This is a genomic window from Streptosporangium sp. NPDC020072 (assembly GCF_040631445.1).
Lineage (GTDB): Bacteria > Actinomycetota > Actinomycetes > Streptosporangiales > Streptosporangiaceae > Streptosporangium.
The window spans coordinates 46402-65622 of sequence record NZ_JBEYAB010000022.1 but is presented as its reverse complement, the minus strand read 5'-3'; the positions used below and the strand labels follow the sequence as shown (position 1 = coordinate 65622).

Below are 19221 nucleotides of genomic sequence, written 5' to 3'. Positions count from 1 at the left end.
GAGGCCGTGGAACTGCGAGAGGGGGAACCTTCCCACGGGGAAGACCCCCACCCGGCGCTCTTCGCGTTCGCTCACCGTGCTCCTTTTCCGGTCGCGGGTTTTCTGGTCGCGGGGTCGAAGGCGTCGCGCAGGGAGTCGCCGACCAGGTTCACCGCGAGCACGGTGACGATCAACAGCCCGGCGCAGAACCAGAACGTCCACGGGGCGTAGACGGCCGTCTGCGCGCCGTCGGCGATGAGGCCTCCCAGCGAGACGTCGGGGGGCTGGATGCCGAAGCCGAAGTAGGACAGGGAGGTCTCGGTGAGGATCGCGGTGCTGACGTTCAGCGTCGCGTCCACCACCAGCAGCGAGGACATGTTCGGGATGATGTGCCGGAAGATGATCCTCGCCGGTGGGACGCCCATGTACCTGGCGGCCTGGATGAACTCCCGCTCCTTGAGCGAGACGGTCATGCTCCGGACGATCTTCGAGGTGACCATCCAGAGGAACATCGCCAGCAGCAGCACGAACAGCGGCCACTGGCCTCCCGCGAACAGCGGCGACATGATCGCCAGGATCAGGAAGGCCGGAAGCACGAGCAGCAGGTCGGTCAGCCAGGTCAGCGCACGGTCGGCCCAGCCGGGGAAGTATCCGGCGAAGGCGCCGACCACGGCGGCCAGGGTCGTGCCGACCACGGCGGCCAGCAGCCCGACGATGAGCGACTTCTGCATGCCGCGCAGCGTGACCGCGTACACGTCGGCGCCGGTCTGCAGCGTGCCCCACCAGTGCTCGCCCGAGGGTGGCTGCAGGAAGGCCATGAAGTCCTTGTCGGTGTAACCCCACCGGCCGGCGTACGGCCCGGCGAAGGCCAGCAGGAACAGCAGCGCCAGAAGGGCGAACCCGACACGGCCCTGGAAGGAGCCGAAGAAACGTCCCGCGACCACCCGCAGCCTGGAGGGCGCCGTGATGCCCGCGACGCTCGCCTCCTGCTCGGCGAACCGCTCGTCCGTGATGGTCATCGCTTCCCCTCACCCCACCCGCACGCGCGGGTCGAGAACCGCGTGCAGAACGTCGGACGCCAGGGAGGCCACCAGCACCGCGAAGGCCGCGAAACAGCTGATCGCCGCGACGGTGTTGACGTCGTTGGTCGAGATGGAGTCGACCAGCCACTCGCCCATGCCGTGCCAGCCGAAGATCTTCTCGGTGAAGGTCGTGCCGACCAGCAGCGCGCCGAAGGTGAAGGCGAAGTAGGTGACCGCCGGGATCAGCGCGGTGCGCAACGCGTGCCGCACCAGCGCGGTACGGCGCCGCAGCCCCTTGGCCATGGCGGTGCGGACGAAGTCGGCGCCGAGCACGTCGAGCATCATGTTGCGCTGGTAACGGCTGTAGACGGCGATCAGCCCCAGGGACAGGGAGAGCGTGGGCAGGATCAGGTGCCGCAGGCGGTCGGTGAGGTGGGTCAGGAGATCGCCCTCAAGGCCGGGCGTCGTCTCACCGCTGACCAGGAAGACCTGGGCGCCGGTCAGGTCGTTGAACGAGACCGCGCCGATGATCAGGATGTTGGCGAGCACGACCGTCGGAACGGCCAGGACGGCGAAGGAGGCCCCGGTCGCGAGGCGGTCGAACACGCCGTACTGCCTGACCGCCGCGTACGCGCCGACAAGCACACCCGTGAGGCTGCCGAGGACCACCCCCACGGTGATCAGGCGCAGTGTGACGCCGACGCGCCGCCCGAGGTCGTCGTTGACCGGCCCGCCGGTGACCGTCTTGCCGAAGTCGCCGTGCGCGAGGCCGCCGACCCAGGTCAGGTAGCGCTCGACCAGCGGCGTCTGGTCGTTGAGGTTCAGCTCGGTGAGCCGCGCGTCGATGACCGCCTCCGGGATCGGCGGGTTGCGGCCCTCGTAGTTGGAGCGGGGGTCGAGCGCGAAGGCTGCGAGCATGTAGGCCAGGCTCGTGGCGACGACGATGAGCACCAGATAGTTGAGCAGCCTGCGGAGAAGAAACCCCGCCATAGCGCCCCCCTTAAGCGTCGTCCCTGTTGTCGATGGCCATCCTGCTACATCTTGCGGCCACTCAACTACAGGGAGTGCTCAATCGGGGGTTCGATCTCGGTCAAGGGCGGTGTTTACCACGCCATCTCTCTGGTTGTCGAACCATCCCTCTGGTTGTGGAACCGAAAAGCACATGTCGGCCATCGCACGCCGTACGGGACCGAGTGGGGAGAGGTCAGCGCCCGGCGAGCTCGTCCACCGCGGCGCGCAGGTCGGCGCTGGTGATGGTGGTCAGGTCCGCCGCGCTGGCCGTGCCGCCCATCTGGGCCGCCAGGCGCACGTCCCTGCGCATCGCGGCGCGCTCGAACAGCGAGCGCGCGAACCTGCCGTTGCCGAGGCTGTCGATGAGGCCGTCCGCGCAGACCCAGGTGAAGACCTCGTCCAGGTCGCGTGCCGCGGCCTCGTCGAAGCGGTCGCCCGCCTCGCGGGCGAGCAACGCGGCGATCTCGGCGAGTTCCCGGGGCGAGTAGGAGGGGAAGTGCACCCGCTGGCCGAACCTGCTGGCCAGGCCCGGGTTGGTCGCCAGGAAGGCGTCCATCTCCCGTTCGTATCCGGCCAGGATGATCACCAGCCGGTCGCGGTCGTCCTCGGCCCGTTTGAGCAGCGTCTGCACCGCCTCCGTGCCGAAGGCGTCACCCCCCGCGTAGCCGGGGTTGACCAGGCTGTAGGCCTCGTCGACGAACAGCACCCCGCCGAGCGCCCTGTCGACCAGCTCGTTGGTCTTGATCGCGGTCGCGCCAAGGTGCTGACCGACCAGGTCGGCCCGCTGTGCCTCGACCACGTCGGGCTGGGCGAGCAGGCCGAGGGCGGCGAAGATGCGGCCCAGGATGCGCGCCACGGTGGTCTTGCCGGTGCCCGGCGGCCCGGCGAAGACGAAGTGCCTGGTCTGCGGGGGTGTCGGCAGCCCCCGCTCCTGGCGCATCCTGGCCACCTTGAGCTGGGCGGTGATGGCGTGCACCTGCTGTTTGACCGGTTCGAGCCCGGCCATCCTGTCCAGGTCGGCCAGCGCCTCCTCCAGGGAGGGGATGGCCTGGTAACCCCGGTAGCGGGCGGTGAGCTCGTCGAAGGCCTTGGCGACGTCCCGCGCGGTCGTGGTCACCAGGTCCTGCGCCGTCGGTGAGCCGCCCGCGCCGACCACCCGCACGTCACGGGCCTGGGCCGCGGCCTCGACGAGGCTCCTGGCGAACCTGGCGTTCCCCAGCTCGTCGACGAGGGCGCGCCGGTGCACGTCCTCGAAGCGGTCGAGCAGCGCGGGCCCGGCGTCGTCGGCGAGCCGGTCGCCGCGCCGCCGCTGCAGCAGCTCGGTGATCTCCAGCAGTTCTCCCGGGGAGTAGCTGGGGAAGCGGACCCGGCTGGAGAAGCGGCTGGACAGGCCGGGGTTCGACGACAGGAAGGAGGCCATCTCCTTCTCGTATCCGGCCAGGATGATGATCAGCCGGTCGCGGTCGTCCTCGGCCCGTTTGAGCAGCGTCTGCACCGCCTCCGCACCGAACCGGTCCGGCTGGCCGTCCCCCGAGTTGATCAGGCCGTAGGCCTCGTCGACGAACAGCACCCCGCCGAGCGCCCTGTCGATCACCTCGTTGGTCTTGATCGCGGTAGCACCGAGGAACTCCCCGACGAGGTCGGCGCGCTGGACCTCGACCACGTAGGGGGTTTCGAGCAGGCCGAAGGCGTAGAAGATCTTCGCGACGGTCCTGGCGACGCTGGTCTTGCCGGTGCCGGGAGGGCCGACGAAGACGAAGTGGCGCATCGGCGGCTCGGTGGAGTATCCCGCCTCCTTGCGCAGCCTGGCCGCCTCGATCGAGGCTGCGATGGAACGCACCTGCTCCTTCACCGGGGCCAGGCCGATCATGCCGTCCAGCTCGCCGAGCGCCTCCTCGACGGAGATCGGCGGCGGGGCCGCGGGTGTGCCCTGCGCGTGGGCGGGCTGCCCGCTCTCACGCGCCCTGATCCGCACCCGCTGGTCCCCGGCCCGCAGATCGGCCCTGGCCTGACGGGCCTGGACGAACCGGTAGGCCAGCACGGCCGCGGCGACGCCGTAGGCGATCCACGGGGCGACGCCGGGGGCGAAGACGGAGATGGCGGCGGCCACGACGGCGGCGGGCACGAGCGCGGCGAGCGTGGTCAGCCACGGCGGCACCCAGCGGATGAGGTGGGCCGCTCCCGCGACGGGCAACGCCAGGAGCGTCAACGGCATCGAGGCGGGCACCCCGACGCCGTACAGGCTCTGGAAGGGGGGCATGAGCAACACCCACCCGACCACCACGACCAGGGTCGCGGCGGCCCGGGGGAAGCGCAGGGTCAGTCCGGCGAAACCGAGCAGGACCAGGATCGCCAGGAAGGTGTCGCGCGACCATCCCATGCCCAGGGTCAGCCCGACGGCCAGGACCAGTGCGAGGAGGTAGATCAGCCGGCGTGTGCCGGGAGCGAGCTGGAAGTAGCGCAGCCGTACCCTTTCGAACGCATCCCGCACCGCCGCCCGCCCCGCGGGCCGGATCCTGTCGGGTTCCCGCATCACGCCTCCCCGGATTCGCCCCCGGTTATACCGCACCGGGCAGACGTTTGCGCGTGCGTGAGCCCCACGCCACGCCGCCACACTGACACGATCAGATAAACGGACGAGACCGGATGAACCCCACGATCCGGGTGCGGGGTTTCTGCCCCGCCTTCGGATGCCGAAACGATCCCTCCCGCCGCCTTCCCGCGTGCCCTCTCCGGGCCTTTCTGCGGGCGGTCCCCGGCACGGTGAACCCTCAGCGTGTCCGTGTGGTCCCGTGTCGCTCCCGGGCACAGCGGCGCCGGTGGCGGTCCCGGTGGCGGGCACCGCCGAGACCTGGGACTTCGGAGACGAGGACCCGCTTCGGGGTGATCCTGAGCGCGCCCGTCTCCACGTCGCCGACCGCGACGCCCCGCACCTCGGCCCAGAACCGGCTCTGCGCCGGGTCGGTGACGAACACCGTGACTCTCGGGTCCCGTCCGGCCGCCTCCCAGGCGTCGGCGGGGGCGGTCAGGAGCAGTTCGCCGTCCGCCTGGCCGGTGACCTCGGCGGCCAGGGTTCTGGGACCCTCCCGGTCCGTGAAGGCCAGGACGACTCCCCTGACCCGGGCCAGCGCCCGCCGCACGTCGCCACCGAGGAGGATCGGCGCCCGCGCGTCCGCCGGCGGGCGCACGTCATGCCCCTCCCGCATGGCCAGGCCCGAACGCCACGGTCCCGGCAGGTCGTGCCCGCGCGCCCGTGCCGCCCTGAGGGCCAGCGCCCCGGCGAGTACGGCCGGCGGCACACCGCAGGCCCACCAGATCCACCAGGTCCACCGCTCCAGGCCTGCCCCGGTCAGCAGGCCGGACGACGTCACGACCGCGACGCCCGTGAGCAGGACCGAGGTCAGGGTCAGCAGGTACCGGGTGGCCGTGAGCAGGCGGTCGGCGGCGAGCACCCGTCCGACGAGGTGCCCCGCCGTACCCCTCGGGCGGGCCAGGGCGAGCGCGACGGGGACGGCGGGGGCGGCCAGGGCCGGCCGGATCTCGCCGAGTGCCCCCGCGGCCAGCAGGAGCCCCATGAGCGCCGACCAGGCGCGGGCCGTGAGCATCCACAGCGTCGTCTCGGCGTTGCGCCGCGCCGTACGGTCTCCCGGGATGGCGGCGAACTCGGCCAGCGCCCTGACCGGGCGCCCGCGCCACGCCCGCGCGGGCACCCGTAGGGCGGGCAGGGCGATGCCGTTGAACAGGACGAACCCCGCGAGCAGGGGCCACGCCACGCCCTGCGGGACGGGCGGGAGGGTGGCGACCGCCACCGTGTAGGCCACGACGGCGAGCACGGTGGCCGAGACCGAGACGCCGAGCCAGGGGTCGCGTGCGAGCAGACGCGGCACGTAGCGCCAGAGCCTGATCTCACGACCCCGCCTGAGGGTGATCGCCACCCCCGCCAGCACGGTCACGCCACCGGTCGTGGCCGCCGCGGCGGGCCCGGTCCGCAGGACGAGCAGGGCGGCCACGGCGAGCGCGACGGCCAGCAGTGCGCGGATCTGCCGGGACCAGGCCTCCACGGCGTCCCTTGTGCGGGCGGTCTCCCGGGGGTCGACCGGCCAGGCGGGGTCGTGGTGGCCGTGCGGAGGCCGCCAGCGCAGCAGGGCGAGCCCGAGGTTGACCCGTGCGAGCGGGTGGTCGTCCGCCAGGCGCAGCGCGGCCCGGTAGGCGGCCTCGGCCCGGTGGTGTTCGCCGCGCAGCAGCGCGAGGTCGCCGGCGAGGACGTGGGGGTCCGGCTCCTCGGGGGCGTAGCGGACGGCCCTGTCCGCCTGGACGGCCGCCTCCCATCGGCGTCCCGGCACCCGGCGCAGGGCGGCGCCCAGTCGCAGCCGTGCCGTCCACGACCCGGGAGCGGTCCGTACGGCCTCCTCGGCGGCGGCCACGGCCTCGGCGTCTCGGCCGAGGCGTTCGAAGGAGAGACTCAGCAGCCGGTATGCCCAGTCCGCGACACCGGTGACCTGACCGTGCCCCATGGCGTCGAGCGCCTCCTGTGGCCGGTCGCGCTCCAGCAGGGCCGCGGCCGTGGCGCACCGTTCGCGGGGGTCACCGGTGTCACCGTCCGGTTCACTGTCCGGTTCACTGTCCGGTTCCGGCGGTTCATGGACCTCGTGCTGGCTCCCCACGACCGTCATCGTGCGCGCGAGATCACTGTTTGCCTAGATAAGAGATATATCCCTGTATCTCTCTAGAGAGGCGGGATATATGGGGACAATATCCACAATTAGCGGTAAGCCAATCTCCGATTCCTGGCTTTCCCACTACCCGGCTTCGCCTAAGCTGCCTGGCATGTCCGTCGAGGCCGACGTTCCCTTCAACGGCCCCTCCAGCGGCTCATGATCGCCATGGGGGTCGTGGACAGTGCGGTCCGCACCGGGATCGACCCGCGAAGGCGAGGGACCGGCCGTTGGTCGGTCCTGATCCTGCTGTGCTTCAGCCTGCTGCTCATCGCGGTGGACGCGACGGTCCTGCACATCGCCGTCCCCGCGCTGACCGCCGCCCTCGAACCCACCTCGGTCCAACTGCTGTGGATCATCGACGTCTACTCCCTGGTGGTCGCGCCGCTGTTGCTGACCTTCGGCACGCTCGGCGACCATTACGGCAGGAAACGCCTGGTGCTGATGGGGTACGTGGTGTTCGGCGTCGCCTCGGCCGCCGCCGCGTTCGCGCCGAGCGCCGCCGCGCTGATCGGCGCGCGGGCCCTGCTGGGCGTCGGCGGCGCGATGATCATGCCCGCCACGCTCTCCATCATCAGGCAGGTCTTCACCGACCGGCGTGAGCGCGCCGTCGCCCTGGGGGTGTGGAGCGGGGTCGCCGCCGCCGGGGCCGCGGTCGGCCCGCTCATCGGCGGGTTGCTCGTGGAGCACCTGTGGTGGGGCGCCGTCTTCCTGATCAACGTCCCGATCCTGCTGGTGCTGTTGCCCGCGGCCGTCAGGCTTCTGCCCGACTCCTGCGCGCGGGCGCTGCACCCGTGGGACGCCTTCAGCGCGCTGCTGTCGGTCGTGGGCATCCTCGCCCTGGCCTTCGGCCTCAAGGAGACGGGGACCGGCGGCACCGGTGGACCGGTGGTCTTCCTGGCCGGGATCGGACTGCTGGCCTGGTTCGTGCGCAGGCAGCGGCGCTCGCCCTCCCCGATGCTCGACCTCGGCCTGTTCCGGCAGCGGGCGTTCTCCATCGGGGTCGCCGCAGTGTTGCTCACGGTCTTCGCCCTGGTCGGGCTCGAACTGATGCTCGCCCAGTATCTCCAGCTCGTGCTCGGCGACAGCCCCTTCCAGGCGGCGGTCCGCCTGCTGCCGCTGATGGCCGCCGCGGTCGCCGGCGGCCTCGCCGGGGCGCGGCTGCTGCACCGCTTCGGGCTGCGCGCGACGATGGGCGGCGGCCTGGCGCTGACCGCGCTCAGCCTGCTGCCCACGCTGGCCTGGGGTACGGAGCCGCACTCCCTGACGCTCGCGCTCTGTTTCGTCGGCGTCGGTTTCGGCATCCAGGTCACCCTGCTCGCCGCCTCCGACACGATCATGTCCTCGGCGTCCGAGGCACAGGCCGGTGGTGCCGCCGCGATCGAGGAGACCGCCTACGAGCTGGGGGCCGGTCTGGGGGTCGCGGTCCTCGGCACGGTCACCACGGCCGTCTACGCGCCCTCGCTGGCACCGGTCGCCGGGGTTCCCTCCGGCCTGATGACCCTCGCGCGTCAGTCGCTCGCCGCCGCCGCGCACGCGGCGCAGGAGATCGGCGGCGAAACCGGGGCCGCGCTGCTGACCGCCGCCAGAGTCGCGTTCGTCGGCGGTCTGCACTCCACGATCGTGGTGAGCGCGCTGCTGCTGGGCGCGACCGCGGCGCTCGTCACCCTGCTGCTCCCCCGTGGCACCGTCCCCCCTGAGCACGGTCACCACTGACGGGTTCCAAGACCGCGGGCCGGTGATCACCCGTCCGTCCGGCGGACCGGTGACCGCCCCCCTTCCGGCCGGGCCCCTCCGGGAGGGGAACAGTCCGGCCTGACGGCCCGCGGTCTCGGCCGTCACCCGCGGCAGCACGGCCCGGGGCCGGCTACGGCGTCCGGCTACGACATCCGGTCCGAGGTGTGGCGGCGCTCACCCTCCAGATCGCACCGCCACACCCGGCATACGGGGTGTCGTGTGACGGCCTGACCGTCCAGATCACCCCTGCTCTGTCGGCGGGATCCGCCGGTTTCCGTCCGCCGCGGCGCCGTACGGGCGTCTCGTGGCGCGGGCCACCCCCACCCCCGGGGCGGCCATGTGACCATGTGACGGCGCTCCCGAGCCGTCCAGCGATGTGTATGGCAGACGGTCGGGTGGTCGGATTGGAAGCATTCATTGCTGTTTTCTCCTTTCGGCGCGGGAGGGGTGCGCGGTCGTTTCTCCTCAAGGGTGCCTGAGAAGGACTCTTTCGGCAGCCACATGATTGCGACGATCTGTTCGCACATTGAGTTTCGGTTTCTGTAGGACGCACACAGGTTTATGTAGGACCGTGAAGGATTCTTCGCCGACGGCGCGAATATATTTCACAAATCCCACATAACAGGCAGCCTGCACAAGCCCTGACCTGCACGGGACCCGATACCACGGCGCGACCCCGGTCGAGCTTCGTTGATCACGTGCCGGTTTGCGGATAGGTTCCCCCTGACCGCGAAGCGCGAGAGAAAAACAAAGATATCCGACAATTAGAACATTGCCCACAAATCATAATTTGTCATTTATGCCCTTTTTCTTGCGCCGTCTGCCGCCGCGAACCCACCAGCGGAAGGACTCGCCTTGCTGGATCGCCTCCTGCCCTCCCTCGTCACGCCGGCCGCATTTCTCACCGTCTCGGCGATCGCCTGCGCAGCCGTCTGGGCCGGGAGCGCCGCGGCCGGGGACACGGGTTCCGTCGGCGACTGCGGTCCCTCCCTGACCTTCTCCGGCTCCGCGTTCGGCTACCTCGACAACGGCACGCTCAGCGCCGGGTTCTGCGTCAAGGGGAGGTCCCTGCGCCGGATCAACGTCGCCTACGACAAGGCGCGGGGAGGGGCGACGAACGTCCGGCTCGGCTACCAGCAGACGAACAGCTCGGGCGTCGGCATCAAGAGGCCCGTCTACGGCCCCGCCGTGACGGCGCGGGCGGGCGGCACCACCTTCAGGAGTTTCTCCCTCTCCCTTCCCTCCGGGTGTTACCACGGGATCATGCTGAACACCGCGACCCGTTTCCAGTACGTCACGAAGGTCTGGGGCGACTGCTGATCCCCCTGCCCGTCGAGGTCTTCCTCGCCAACCGTGACCTCTGGCTGCCGGTCGTCTGCCTGCTGACGGTCCTCACCGGACTGTGCGTCCCGCTGAGCCGAAGAGTCTCGGCGGTGTTCCGCGTGCGGCGGCCGACGGCGTTCCTCTGGCTGTTCTCCCTGGCCGTGATCCCGGCCCTCACGATGCCGACGCGTCTGACCACGCACGGCCTGGCCTTCTGCGCGACCAGCGGCCCGGCCTCCCTCACGGAGGCCCAGAACCTCCTCAACCTCCTGCTCTACGCCGCGCCCGCCCTGCTGGGGGTCCTCGTGACCCGCCGCCCGCTGGCGGTCGTGACGGGGCTGGCGGCGGCCTCCCTCACCCTGGAGATCACCCAGGCGTTCTCGGAGGGGCGTAGCTGCGACGCGGCGGACGTGCTCTTCAACGTCCTGGGCGCCCTCGCGGGAGCCGGGACGGCGCTGCCCGTCCTGCGAACGGCTCCCCGCTCCCCACGCGGAACGCCCGCGATCCCGGTCGAACGGCCGTCCCGGACGCCCGAGGGCACCGGGTAGCCGGGGACTTCAGCCGCGCGCGGCGGCCACGAACTCCCTGATGAGCCCGGCGTCCTTCACCCCGGGAGCGGTCTCGACACCGCTTGAGACGTCGACCCCCCACGGCTGGGCGGCGGCCACGGCCTCGGCGACGTTCGCCGGGCCGAGTCCTCCGGCCAGCATCCAGCGGCCCTGCGGGAGGCCGCGCACCGCCGCCCAGTCCCACGGCTCCCCCGAGCCCGGGCGGGGGGCGTCGACGATGAGCATGTCCTCGTCGAAGGCTCCGCAGCGCAGGTCGGCGCCCGCCGCCGCCCCGGCACGGACCAGTGTCAGGCCGAGGTCCTTGAGCGCGGTGAAGTCCTCGTGCGGATGGGCGCCGTGCAGCTGCACGGCCCGCACCCCCGACTCGGTCGCGGCCCGCCGTACCTCCTGCGGGGTCTCACCGGCGAAGACCGCGACGGTCAGCACATGGGCGGGCACCTCGGCGGCCAGCTCACGGGCGAGCTCCGGGGTGATCCGCCGGGGGCTCCGGGTCAGGACGAAGCCGATCGCGTCGGCTCCCGCCTCGACGGCGGCCGTGACGTGGCCGGGCTCTCGCAGCCCGCAGATCTTCACATACACCCCTGCACCCTAGCGGTGCCCGAACGGTTCAGGCTCCCTGCTGCATCGGGATGCCGACCCGGTCGACGATCGCGTCCTCCCCCTCCTGACGGGCGCAGTGCGCGCAGCAGAACCAGCTCCTGCCCACCTGGACCCCGTGGCCGACGACCTTCACCCCGCAGTGCTCGCACACCGGGGCCATCCGGTGGACCGCGCACTCGAAGCTGTCGAAGACGTGCACGGCCCCCTGCGCGTGCACCTCGAAGCTCATGTCGTAGTCGTTGCCGCAGACCTCACATCGCGCCATGTCTTCCCCCCGAAAAACTCACGGCGTACTCCCGGCTATGCCTACCCGCCGGGGGAGGGCTCAGACAGGTCAGCCGCCGGTTCCGAGGGCGGCCACCAGGGCCGCGACCAGGGCGAGGGTCAGCAGTACCGTCAGCCCCAGCCAGTACAGGCGGTCGCGGGCCGTGCGGGCCCGCGCGTCACGGTCCGCCTCGATCCACCCGGCCAGCCTCGGCCAGGCGTACGGCAGCGCCGGATCGGCCAGGCGGGCCAGGTCCCCCGCACGGACGACCAGCGGCCCGAACGCCTCGGCGATCCGTTCCTCGGCCTCCCCCGCGCCACGCGGTCCGCCGCGCCCGTCCGCCAGCCTGAGGAACATCGCCGAGGCGAACGGCCGGTCGGCCGGGTCGAGCGTGACGTAGGCGTCCTCCGCGACCGCGCCCAGTCCCGGGTCGTCGTACGGGGTCCGCAGCCTGGCCGCCATGGCGTCGCCCGCCGCCAGCAGGAAGTCCAGGGTGAGCGGCACGCGGGCGGCCAGCAGGGCGTCGGCGAGACAGACCCGCCCGCCGAGGACCGTCTCCGTGGTGAGCGGCGCCTCCGCGGTGAACGTCTCCGCCGCCCATCCGGGGATGTCGCCGCCCGAGGGCACGAGACAGGCCGCCGGCAGGCAGGCCGCGGTGGGGGAGGCGTGTGTGAGGCAGTCGGGGGCGAGGCAGGGGGCCTTGAGCCGGACGGTCGCGTCCGCGGAGACCAGGGCCCGCAACAGGTCCCGGGCCCCGGGCCTGCGCTCGGGGTCCTTGGCCAGGGAGTCGGCGACCAGGGCGCGCAACGGCTGCGGGATCGGGTCCAGGTCGGGATCGACCGACAGCACACGGTGCATGACCGTCCCCAGACTGGTGCCCTCGAACGCGTCCCTCCCCGTAGCGGCGTAGAACACGACCGCGCCCCAGGCGAACACGTCCGCGGCGGCGCCGGGCTCCCGTCCGGTGAACGCCTCCGGCGCGGTGTAGGCCGGGGCGTTCATGGCCAGCCTGGGCCAGGTCAGCGTCGTCTCCGTCGGGGAGAGCGGCCCGAACCCGACGACCCTGGGACCGTCGGGGCCCAGCAGCACGTTGTCCGGGGTGAGGTCACGGTGGACGACCCCGGCCTCGTGGAGGGCGGTCAGCGCGGTGGCCAGGGCCGCGGCCAGGTGGAGCAGGTCGGGCCCGGCCAGGATCCGCCCCGCCCCACGCAGGCTCGGCCCGGCCACGTACTCACTGACGACGTACGGCCGCGCCCCCACGCAGTCGGCGTCGATCACCTTGGCCGTGCAGGACGGCGCGGCGGCGCGGACCGCGGCCACCTCCCCGGCCAGTGGCCGCCACAGTTCGGGGTCTCCGTGCGGCACCTTCACCGCCACCCGCCGCCCTCCGGAGTCGTAGGCCTCGTAGACCACGCCCCGGCGGCCCGCCCCAAGACGGCCCGCCAGCCGGTAGTCCCCCAGACGGTGCGGGTCCCCCTCGATCAGCCTCGCCGCGACTCTCATACGGTGTTGGATGCGATCTCAGACCGGAAAGTTCTGGGTCATCGAGGGCATACATCACGGTACGGCGTCTCCCCCAGGTAGGTCCGCCACTCCTGCGCCGAGAGCGTACGGCCCGCCCTCGCGCAGACCGCGTTCGCCACGGCCTCCGGCTCCACCGGGTGCTCGGCCAGGACTCCCGAGGAGTCGGCGACGACCAGGCGCGTCCCGTCTCCGGTGAAGGCCAGCGCCTTCGGCTCTCCTGGCCCCGTCGCGATCGGCTCGCCGAGGCGGCGCCCGGTCTCGACGTCCCACAGCGCCACGGAGCCGCCGTCCACCCGGCCCGCGATCACGTCGCCGCGCGGCGAGTAGGTCAGCAGGGGGGTCTCGCCAGCCCCCGTCCTGACCGTCTCACCGACCTGCTTCCTCGACGAGGTCTCCCAGACCGACAGCCGTCCCGCCTGGTCGGCGATGGCGAAGCGGGAGCCGTCCCCGCCGAAGGCGAGCGAGAGGACGGGGACGCCGACGGTCGGCGAGCCGTACGAGGGGCCGAAGGGTTTGCCCGTGCGGGTGTCGAGCAGGCGCTGTTCACCGCCCGCGACCGCCAGGGCCCTGCCGTCCGGGGCGAAGCGGAGGCCGTCGGGGTAGCCCTGCTTCCTCGCCCAGCGGTGCCGGCCGCCCGGCACGTCCCACAGGTGGATCTCCCCGCCGTCCCCGGTCGGGGAGTCGGGGTAGGCGACGTATCCGGCGAGGGCGGTGCCGTCGGCGTTCACCGCGATGGCGGTCACGTTGCCCTGTTTCGGGGCGGTGACGGTCATGACCTTCTCGAACGTCCTGGTGTCCCAGATCTGCACCTCGCCCGCCATGTCGCCCGTGACGACCGCCAGCCGTCTCCCGTCGCCGCTGAAGGCCATCTCGAAGTAGCCACCGGGGTCCTGTGAGCCGACGTCCAGGGCCGCCGGGGACCTGCGTCCGCGCACGTCCCACAGGACGACCTTCCCCGGCCCCTCCCCCTTCGAGGCGAGCAGGCGGCCGTCGGGGCTGAGCGCCGCCCTGGCGAAGCCCGCCTTCCCCAGCGGCGCCGGGGCGGTCGCGAAGGCGATGTCGAGGCTGGTCACCGAGTCCTCCGACAGGTAGCGCAGGGTGCGCCCGTCGGGGTCGAAGGCGGCGACCGGCCTGAACGCGGCGACGGCGTGGGTGAACAACAGGGCACCGTCCGCGACGCGCCAGAGCCTGATGTTGCGCTCGCTCACCGACGCCAGGAACCGCCCGTCGGGGCTGAAGACCAGCGTGTCCGCGTCTCCCTCGTCGAACGAGCGCTGCACGTCGGCGTCGGTGAAGGAACGTTGCAGATCGGCGCCGGTCGAGGCGTCGTGGAGCCGGATGAGCGCTCCGGTGCGGACCGCGACGACCTTGCCGTCCGGGCTGTAGGCGACGCGCCGCACGCAGGTGCACCGCTGTCCGAGCGACACCTTGCGGCCGTCCGCGAGGGTCGTGACCGTCGCGTCCCCTCCGAGGTCGGCGACGGCGAGCCCGGTGCCGTCCGGCGAGGTGTCGAAGCCCATGCCCGCGGTGAACGGGGCCGCCTCACCGCCCGTCCGCCGGTTCCAGACCATCAGCCCCTCGCCCCTGCTGACCAGGACCAGGTCCTCCGAGCGGCCGAAGGCCACCTGGGATATGCCGTCGACGCCCCGGCCCCGGACGGTGAGGGTCGCACCGGTCGGCTTGCCGGTCGTCATGTCCCAGATCGTGAGTTTCGTCCCGCTGACCACGGCGAGCAGCCTGCCGCTCGGGCTCAGCGCGATCCCGGTCAGCTCGTCGCCTATCCCGTCGAACCCGCCGGCGCGTCCGCCGGTCCGCACGTCCCAGACGCGCGCCTGTCCGTCGCCGGCGCTGACGAGGACGCGCCCGTCACGGCTCAGCGCCCGCAGCGTGTGCACCCCGGCCGCCGGGTCGTGGAAGGCGGCCGTCTCACGCTGGGCCAGCGAGCCGGTCAGGGCGGCTCTCGCCTCGACCACCGGGTTCAGCCGCCAGGCGGCCACGCTGAGCAGCATGGCCCTGACCGGCTCGGAGACGCGCAGCGATTCGGCGGTCGCGGCGAGCTGACGGGCCTGCGCCTGGTCGCGCTGGTGCGCGATGGTGACGCTGCGCGCCTCGGCGACCCTGCCCTGCTGTACGGCCAGCACCCCGGCGGCCAGCGCGACCGCCAGCAGCCCGGCCAGCGTCACGGACAGCAGCCTGCCCCTGCGTGCGCGGCGCCTGGCCAGGGCGGCTCCCGCTTCCAGGAAGTCGCGTTCGACCGGACTCAGTGTGATGTTGCGCCGTCCCGTCGCCGCCCAGTTCATGGCGTTCTCCAGGTTGCTGCCCTGGAACAGGTCGCCGTCCCTGCGGCCCTGGCTCTGCCAGCGCCAGGCCGCGGTGAGGATGTGCCGGTGCACGACCAGGCCGTCGCGGTTGGCCCCGACCCACTGACGCAGCCGGGGCCAGGCCTGGGTCAGGGCGGGCCGCGAGAGCCACAGCGCCTGCTCGTCGCGGCCGACCAGATAGGTGAAGGCCGCGAGCACCCGGTGGACGGCGGCGATCTCCTCCTCGCCCCTTCCCTGGAGGAGTTCGGCCAGCTGGGCGCGCCGTACGGTGAGCTCTCCGTCGTCGGTCACGGTGACGAGCCGGAGGAACACCTCGGGGGCGATTTCCCGTTCGGCCTGCCCGAGCGCGCCGAAGGCCTCCTCGGCGAGGTCGCCGAGCGCGGGGTCGTTCGAGCCGGTGTGCATCCGGCCGCCCGTCTCGCTGCCCGCCGCGAGCAGCCGCCGGGTGTCGAGCGAGCCGCCCCCGCTGATCAGGGCGAGCAGCAGTTCCCTGGCGGCGGGCCTGGCCGTGGGGTCCTTGGCCAGGGAGGCGGCCACCAGCGGACGGAGCTGCTCGGGCAGTACGTCCAGCTGCGGCTGCACGGAGAGCACCCGGTGCATGACACCGCCCAGGCTCTCCGCCCTGAACGGGTCGAGTCCTGTGGCGGCGAAGACCATGACCCCGCCCCAGGCGAAGACGTCGACGGCCTCGGTCGCGCGCTCCCCCATGAAGATCTCGGGGGCCATGTAGGTGGGGGTCCCCGCGACCATCCCGGTCGCGGTCAGCGACATGTCGGCCATCCGGGCGACACCGAAGTCGATCACCCGGGGGCCGTCGGGGCCGAGCAGCACGTTGTCGGGCTTGAGGTCTCGGTGGATGACCCCGGCCTCGTGGATCGCGGTCAGCGCGGTGGCGACGGCGGTGGCCAGGCGGTGCAGGTCACCGCCGGTGAAACGGCGCCCGTCGACGACGGCCCTGCGCAGGCTCGGTCCCTCGACGTACTCGGAGACGATGTACGGCCTGGGCCCTTCGAGGTCGGCGTCCACCACGGCGGCCGTGCAGAAGGAGGCGATCCGCCTGGCGGAGGCCGCCTCGCGGCCGAACCGCTCGCGCAACTCGGGGTCGGCCGCCGCGTCGCCGTGCAACACCTTGACCGCGACCCGTTCGCCCCGTGCGTCGTAGGCCTCGTAGACCACTCCCTGTCCGCCCGCGCCCAACCGGCCCGCCAGCCAGTAGCCGCCGAGCCGTTGCGGATCTCCGTCGACCAGTCCGGTGCTCATTCCCGCCTCCGTTCACCGGCTTGTTGGACGCGCCGCTGGACACCATAGTTCGGCCGATGTCACACACTCAGGCGTTCCCCAGGTCAGCGGCGTCGTCCGGCCGCGATCAAACCGGTTGATAGGGCTCACCGGGGAGAACTAGGTTGGCAAGCGTGGGCGGGCTCCCGCCGACCCCCGGCCGGCGAGCCCGAGCAAGAGGAGGGACGAGCCATGCGTCACGCGAAAGTCGCCCGTTCGCAGCACCGGCGTCGCCGTACCCGCGCCTTCGACCTGGACCTTCGCACCCCGTCAGGCCGCAGGCTTCCCTACTGACGATCAGTTCTTTACGACGGTTTTACGGGACGATCTGTAGACATTTCGTGTAACGAAAGCGTCACGCGGGGGGCTCAATGAAGAGACTTGTGCTTGTGCCGCCGTCCGTCGCGCGGCTCAAGATCAGAGACATCCGGTCGGTACGGCGCCGCGGCGGCGCGTCCGACACCAAGGTCGTCGATCTGCGCGCCTACACAGGACGCAACGTCCTGCGGTTTCCGGCCACGAGCGGCCCCACTCCCGCGGCCTGACCGACCGCCCGGCCGGCCGGGAGGACCCGCGACCCGCGGGTCCTCCCGCATTATCCGGACACAGTGTCCACCTATACTCTGGGGGCATGGAGAGAGCAGACGCCGCGCGTAACCGGGCGCGCATCCTGGAGGCCGCGGAGCGGCTGTTCGCCGCCAAAGGGGCGCCCAACGTCACCATGGAGGACATCGCCAGGGCGGCGGGAGTCGGCCGGGGCACCCTGTACCGCCGCTATCCCGACCGGGCCGCGATCGCGACCGCGATGCTCGACGAGCACGAGAAGGCCCTGCAGCGCGAACTGATCGGAGGCCGGCCGCCCCTCGGCCCCGGTGCCACGCCCGCGCGGCGGCTGGCCGCCTTCTACGCCGCGATGGTCGGCCTGCTCGAATCCCACTCCCACCTGGTGCTCGGCGCGGAGACGGGCCGCTCGCGCTTCGCCACCGGCGCCTACGGTTTCTGGCGGGCGCACGTGCGCTCGCTGCTGGTCGCCGCCGACGTGCCCGACCCGGACGCGCTCGTCGAGATCGCGCTCGCCCCGCTCGCCCCCGAGGTCTACACCTTCCAGCGTGAGGGTCGCGGGCTCGGACCCGAGCGGATCACAGCCGCGCTGGAAGAACTCGCCCTGCGGCTTCTCGCAGGACACGCGCCACCCGCCGGGGATGGGTGAGCTGGGGGTAGTGCCCCGCTCCCTCGATCACGACGTCGGCCTCGCCCACCACGAGCGGGTCGGCCGCCCCCGTGACGATCGTCACCGGGACCTCGACCCGGCCGAGCGCCCGCCGCAGTTCCTCCCTGGCCGCGTAGCCCGCGCGCATCGCCCCGATCACCCGCCGGGCGGCACCGGGGCGGCGCAGGTCGGCGAGCGCGCCCTCGGGCACGCCGAGTCTGCCCGCCAGCCGCGCCGGGGACGTCCGGCGCAGTACGGCGGCGCCGAAGGCCGAGCGGGCCGGCCACCCCGCCGGAGCCTGCAGGAAGGCCGGGGCCAGGAGCACGACCGCGGAGATCCGCTCAGGACGTGCGAGCGCGTAGCGCAGGACGGGCCCGCAGGCGAAGGAGTGCCCGACCAGCACCGGGCGCGTCCCCGCCGGTTCGAGCAACGCCTCGGTCCACTCCCCCAGTGAGCGGGCGGGCGAGGAGCGGCCGAGTCCCGGCAGGTCGGCGGCCAGGACGGGACCGTCGAGCGACTCGCTCACCTCCGCCCAGGAGCGGGCGTCGAGCGGCAGCCCGTGCAGCAGCACGTACCGGGGACTCTCCCGCTCCCCCGCCACCCAGGTACGGCTGCCCGCCACGTCCCGGAACCCGTACGGCCCGCGTGGCGCCTCCCCCTCCCCGAACCCGGCGCCGACCAGCCCGTCCGCCCAGGTCCTGAGCATCTCCTCCACCGGGGGCATGCGCAGACCGGCCCGCTCGGCGAAGGCCAGGGCGGGGGCCGTGTCGTAGCGGTCGCCGGACATGAACGACAGCGTCTCCGGGTCGGCGCCGGTCAGGGCGCGGGGCAGCCGCCGTACGAGAGGGACCGGGATCGTCGCGCGCGGAGGGCGGACTCCCAGGTGGGCGGCCAGGAGCCCGGCCAGTTCCGGCAGGTTCGGCGTCCGGTCGTCGAGCACCCAGTAGGCCTCGCCCGCCGTCTCCTCGTGGCCGGGCACCTCCGCCATGAAGCGGGCCAGGTAGCCGATGTCCACGACCGGCAGGAAGGTCCTGCCGTCCCCGGGCAGCAGGGGCAGCCGGCCACGCCACAGGTCGCGCACCACCGAGGCGAGGCCGATGAACTGCCCCTCACCGGTGACCGAACTGGGGTTGACGACGGTCAGCGGGACGCCGAGTTCCGCGGCGCGGGCGCGCACCGCCGCGTCGCCCTCCCGTTTCGAGGCCTCGTAGGCCCCGTCACGGCGGTAGTCGGGAGGACCGCCGCTGACACGGTAGCCGCTGACGTGCACCAGGCGCCGCAGCCCCTGGCGGGTGGCCGCCCAGTCGGCCACGTTGACCGCCCCGGTCACGTTGGCCGCCCTCGCCTCGGCGATGCCCAGTCCGAAGGCGAAGCGTGCCGCGGTGTTGTAGACGTCGCGCACCCGCCCGAGGTCCGGCGCGGCGCCGAGCCCGAGCCCGGGGACGGCGATGTCGGCGGTCACGACGGTCAGCCGCGCGGTGTCCACGCCCTGCCCGGCGAGCCAGGAGGTCAGCCGGTCCGCCGGTCCGCGCAGGGCGGCGGCCACCACGCGCTCCCTGCGCAGGAGTTCGGCGACCAGGGAGCGGCCGATGAATCCCGCCGCGCCGAAGACGATGGAGTCGGGGGTCACGCGATCACCTCATAATAGATCGGTCTACATATTTCAT

Annotated in this window: 14 protein-coding genes; 5 read left to right on the top strand and 9 right to left on the bottom strand. The window is 72.5% G+C overall.

Annotated elements, in window-relative coordinates; genetic code table 11:
* Nucleotides 1–71: 71 nt before the first annotated feature.
* The 4 genes from ABZ470_RS38490 to ABZ470_RS38475 form a co-directional block, all read right to left on the bottom strand.
* On the bottom strand, nt 72–998 hold the full coding sequence (locus ABZ470_RS38490; RefSeq protein ID WP_362917781.1) for an ABC transporter permease: 927 nt from the start codon (nt 996–998) through the stop codon (nt 72–74).
* Between the two features lie 9 nt (nt 999–1007).
* Nucleotides 1008–1991: an ABC transporter permease gene (locus ABZ470_RS38485; protein WP_352015889.1), complete on the bottom strand. Its 984-nt coding sequence runs from the start codon at nt 1989–1991 to the stop codon at nt 1008–1010.
* Nucleotides 1992–2205: 214 nt separating this feature from the next.
* Nucleotides 2206–4545 carry an AAA family ATPase gene (locus ABZ470_RS38480; RefSeq protein ID WP_362917779.1) on the bottom strand — a complete coding sequence of 780 codons (2340 nt, stop codon included), beginning with the start codon at nt 4543–4545 and terminating at the stop codon, nt 2206–2208.
* 238 nt (nt 4546–4783) lie between these two features.
* A complete protein-coding gene (locus ABZ470_RS38475; RefSeq protein ID WP_362917777.1) occupies nt 4784–6676 on the bottom strand; it encodes a hypothetical protein in 1893 nt (630 codons plus the stop codon).
* Between the two features lie 219 nt (nt 6677–6895).
* Between ABZ470_RS38475 and ABZ470_RS38470 the strand changes: the two genes are divergently transcribed.
* The 3 genes from ABZ470_RS38470 to ABZ470_RS38460 all read left to right on the top strand — a co-directional run bounded on the left by ABZ470_RS38470 (nt 6896) and on the right by ABZ470_RS38460 (nt 10335).
* A complete protein-coding gene (locus ABZ470_RS38470) occupies nt 6896–8443 on the top strand; it encodes an MFS transporter (protein ID WP_362917775.1) in 1548 nt (515 codons plus the stop codon).
* 876 nt (nt 8444–9319) lie between these two features.
* Entirely contained in the window at nt 9320–9784 is a 465-nt protein-coding gene (locus ABZ470_RS38465) for a hypothetical protein (RefSeq protein WP_352015893.1), read from the top strand.
* The gene (locus ABZ470_RS38460) at nt 9712–10335 is read left to right on the top strand and encodes a VanZ family protein (protein ID WP_362917772.1); all 624 of its coding nucleotides are present in this window, start codon (nt 9712–9714) and stop codon (nt 10333–10335) included. Before ABZ470_RS38465 ends, ABZ470_RS38460 begins: the two co-directional genes overlap by 73 nt.
* 9 nt (nt 10336–10344) lie before the next feature.
* Here the strand turns inward: ABZ470_RS38460 and ABZ470_RS38455 are convergent, their stop codons facing one another.
* The 4 genes from ABZ470_RS38455 to ABZ470_RS38440 form a co-directional block, all read right to left on the bottom strand.
* Nucleotides 10345–10935: a phosphoribosylanthranilate isomerase gene (locus ABZ470_RS38455; RefSeq protein ID WP_362917770.1), complete on the bottom strand. Its 591-nt coding sequence runs from the start codon at nt 10933–10935 to the stop codon at nt 10345–10347.
* 28 nt (nt 10936–10963) lie between these two features.
* A complete protein-coding gene (locus tag ABZ470_RS38450; protein WP_362781762.1) occupies nt 10964–11221 on the bottom strand; it encodes a hypothetical protein in 258 nt (85 codons plus the stop codon).
* 69 nt (nt 11222–11290) lie between these two features.
* Nucleotides 11291–12724 carry a serine/threonine-protein kinase gene (locus ABZ470_RS38445; protein ID WP_362917768.1) on the bottom strand — a complete coding sequence of 478 codons (1434 nt, stop codon included), beginning with the start codon at nt 12722–12724 and terminating at the stop codon, nt 11291–11293.
* A 38-nt stretch (nt 12725–12762) separates the two neighbouring features.
* Nucleotides 12763–16326 (bottom strand): serine/threonine-protein kinase, encoded by a 3564-nt coding sequence (locus ABZ470_RS38440; RefSeq protein ID WP_362917766.1) that lies wholly within the window; start codon nt 16324–16326, stop codon nt 12763–12765.
* Between the two features lie 389 nt (nt 16327–16715).
* On the opposite strand from ABZ470_RS38440, the gene ABZ470_RS38435 reads away from it, so the two are divergent.
* Complete coding sequence (locus ABZ470_RS38435) at nt 16716–16889, top strand: hypothetical protein (RefSeq protein ID WP_352015899.1); 174 nt, start codon at nt 16716–16718, stop codon at nt 16887–16889.
* 86 nt (nt 16890–16975) lie between these two features.
* Nucleotides 16976–17554 (top strand): helix-turn-helix domain-containing protein, encoded by a 579-nt coding sequence (locus ABZ470_RS38430; protein ID WP_352015900.1) that lies wholly within the window; start codon nt 16976–16978, stop codon nt 17552–17554.
* Here ABZ470_RS38430 and ABZ470_RS38425 read toward each other — a convergent pair.
* Nucleotides 17484–19184 carry an alpha/beta fold hydrolase gene (locus ABZ470_RS38425; protein ID WP_362917764.1) on the bottom strand — a complete coding sequence of 567 codons (1701 nt, stop codon included), beginning with the start codon at nt 19182–19184 and terminating at the stop codon, nt 17484–17486. The two genes, ABZ470_RS38430 and ABZ470_RS38425, sit on opposite strands and share 71 nt — an antisense overlap.
* Nucleotides 19185–19221 lie beyond the last annotated feature (37 nt).

Excerpts from the sequence above, each read along its gene's own strand:
- ABZ470_RS38490 (WP_362917781.1), bottom strand. The coding sequence starts at position 998 with ATGACCATCACGGACGAGCGGTTCGCCGAGCAGGAGGCGAGCGTCGCG.
- ABZ470_RS38485 (WP_352015889.1), bottom strand. The coding sequence starts at position 1,991 with ATGGCGGGGTTTCTTCTCCGCAGGCTGCTCAACTATCTGGTGCTCATC.
- ABZ470_RS38480 (WP_362917779.1), bottom strand. The coding sequence starts at position 4,545 with ATGCGGGAACCCGACAGGATCCGGCCCGCGGGGCGGGCGGCGGTGCGG.
- ABZ470_RS38470 (WP_362917775.1), top strand. The coding sequence starts at position 6,896 with ATGGGGGTCGTGGACAGTGCGGTCCGCACCGGGATCGACCCGCGAAGG.
- ABZ470_RS38450 (WP_362781762.1), bottom strand. The coding sequence starts at position 11,221 with ATGGCGCGATGTGAGGTCTGCGGCAACGACTACGACATGAGCTTCGAG.
- ABZ470_RS38445 (WP_362917768.1), bottom strand. The coding sequence starts at position 12,724 with ATGAGAGTCGCGGCGAGGCTGATCGAGGGGGACCCGCACCGTCTGGGG.
- ABZ470_RS38440 (WP_362917766.1), bottom strand. The coding sequence starts at position 16,326 with ATGAGCACCGGACTGGTCGACGGAGATCCGCAACGGCTCGGCGGCTAC.
- ABZ470_RS38435 (WP_352015899.1), top strand. The coding sequence starts at position 16,716 with ATGAAGAGACTTGTGCTTGTGCCGCCGTCCGTCGCGCGGCTCAAGATC.
- ABZ470_RS38430 (WP_352015900.1), top strand. The coding sequence starts at position 16,976 with ATGGAGAGAGCAGACGCCGCGCGTAACCGGGCGCGCATCCTGGAGGCC.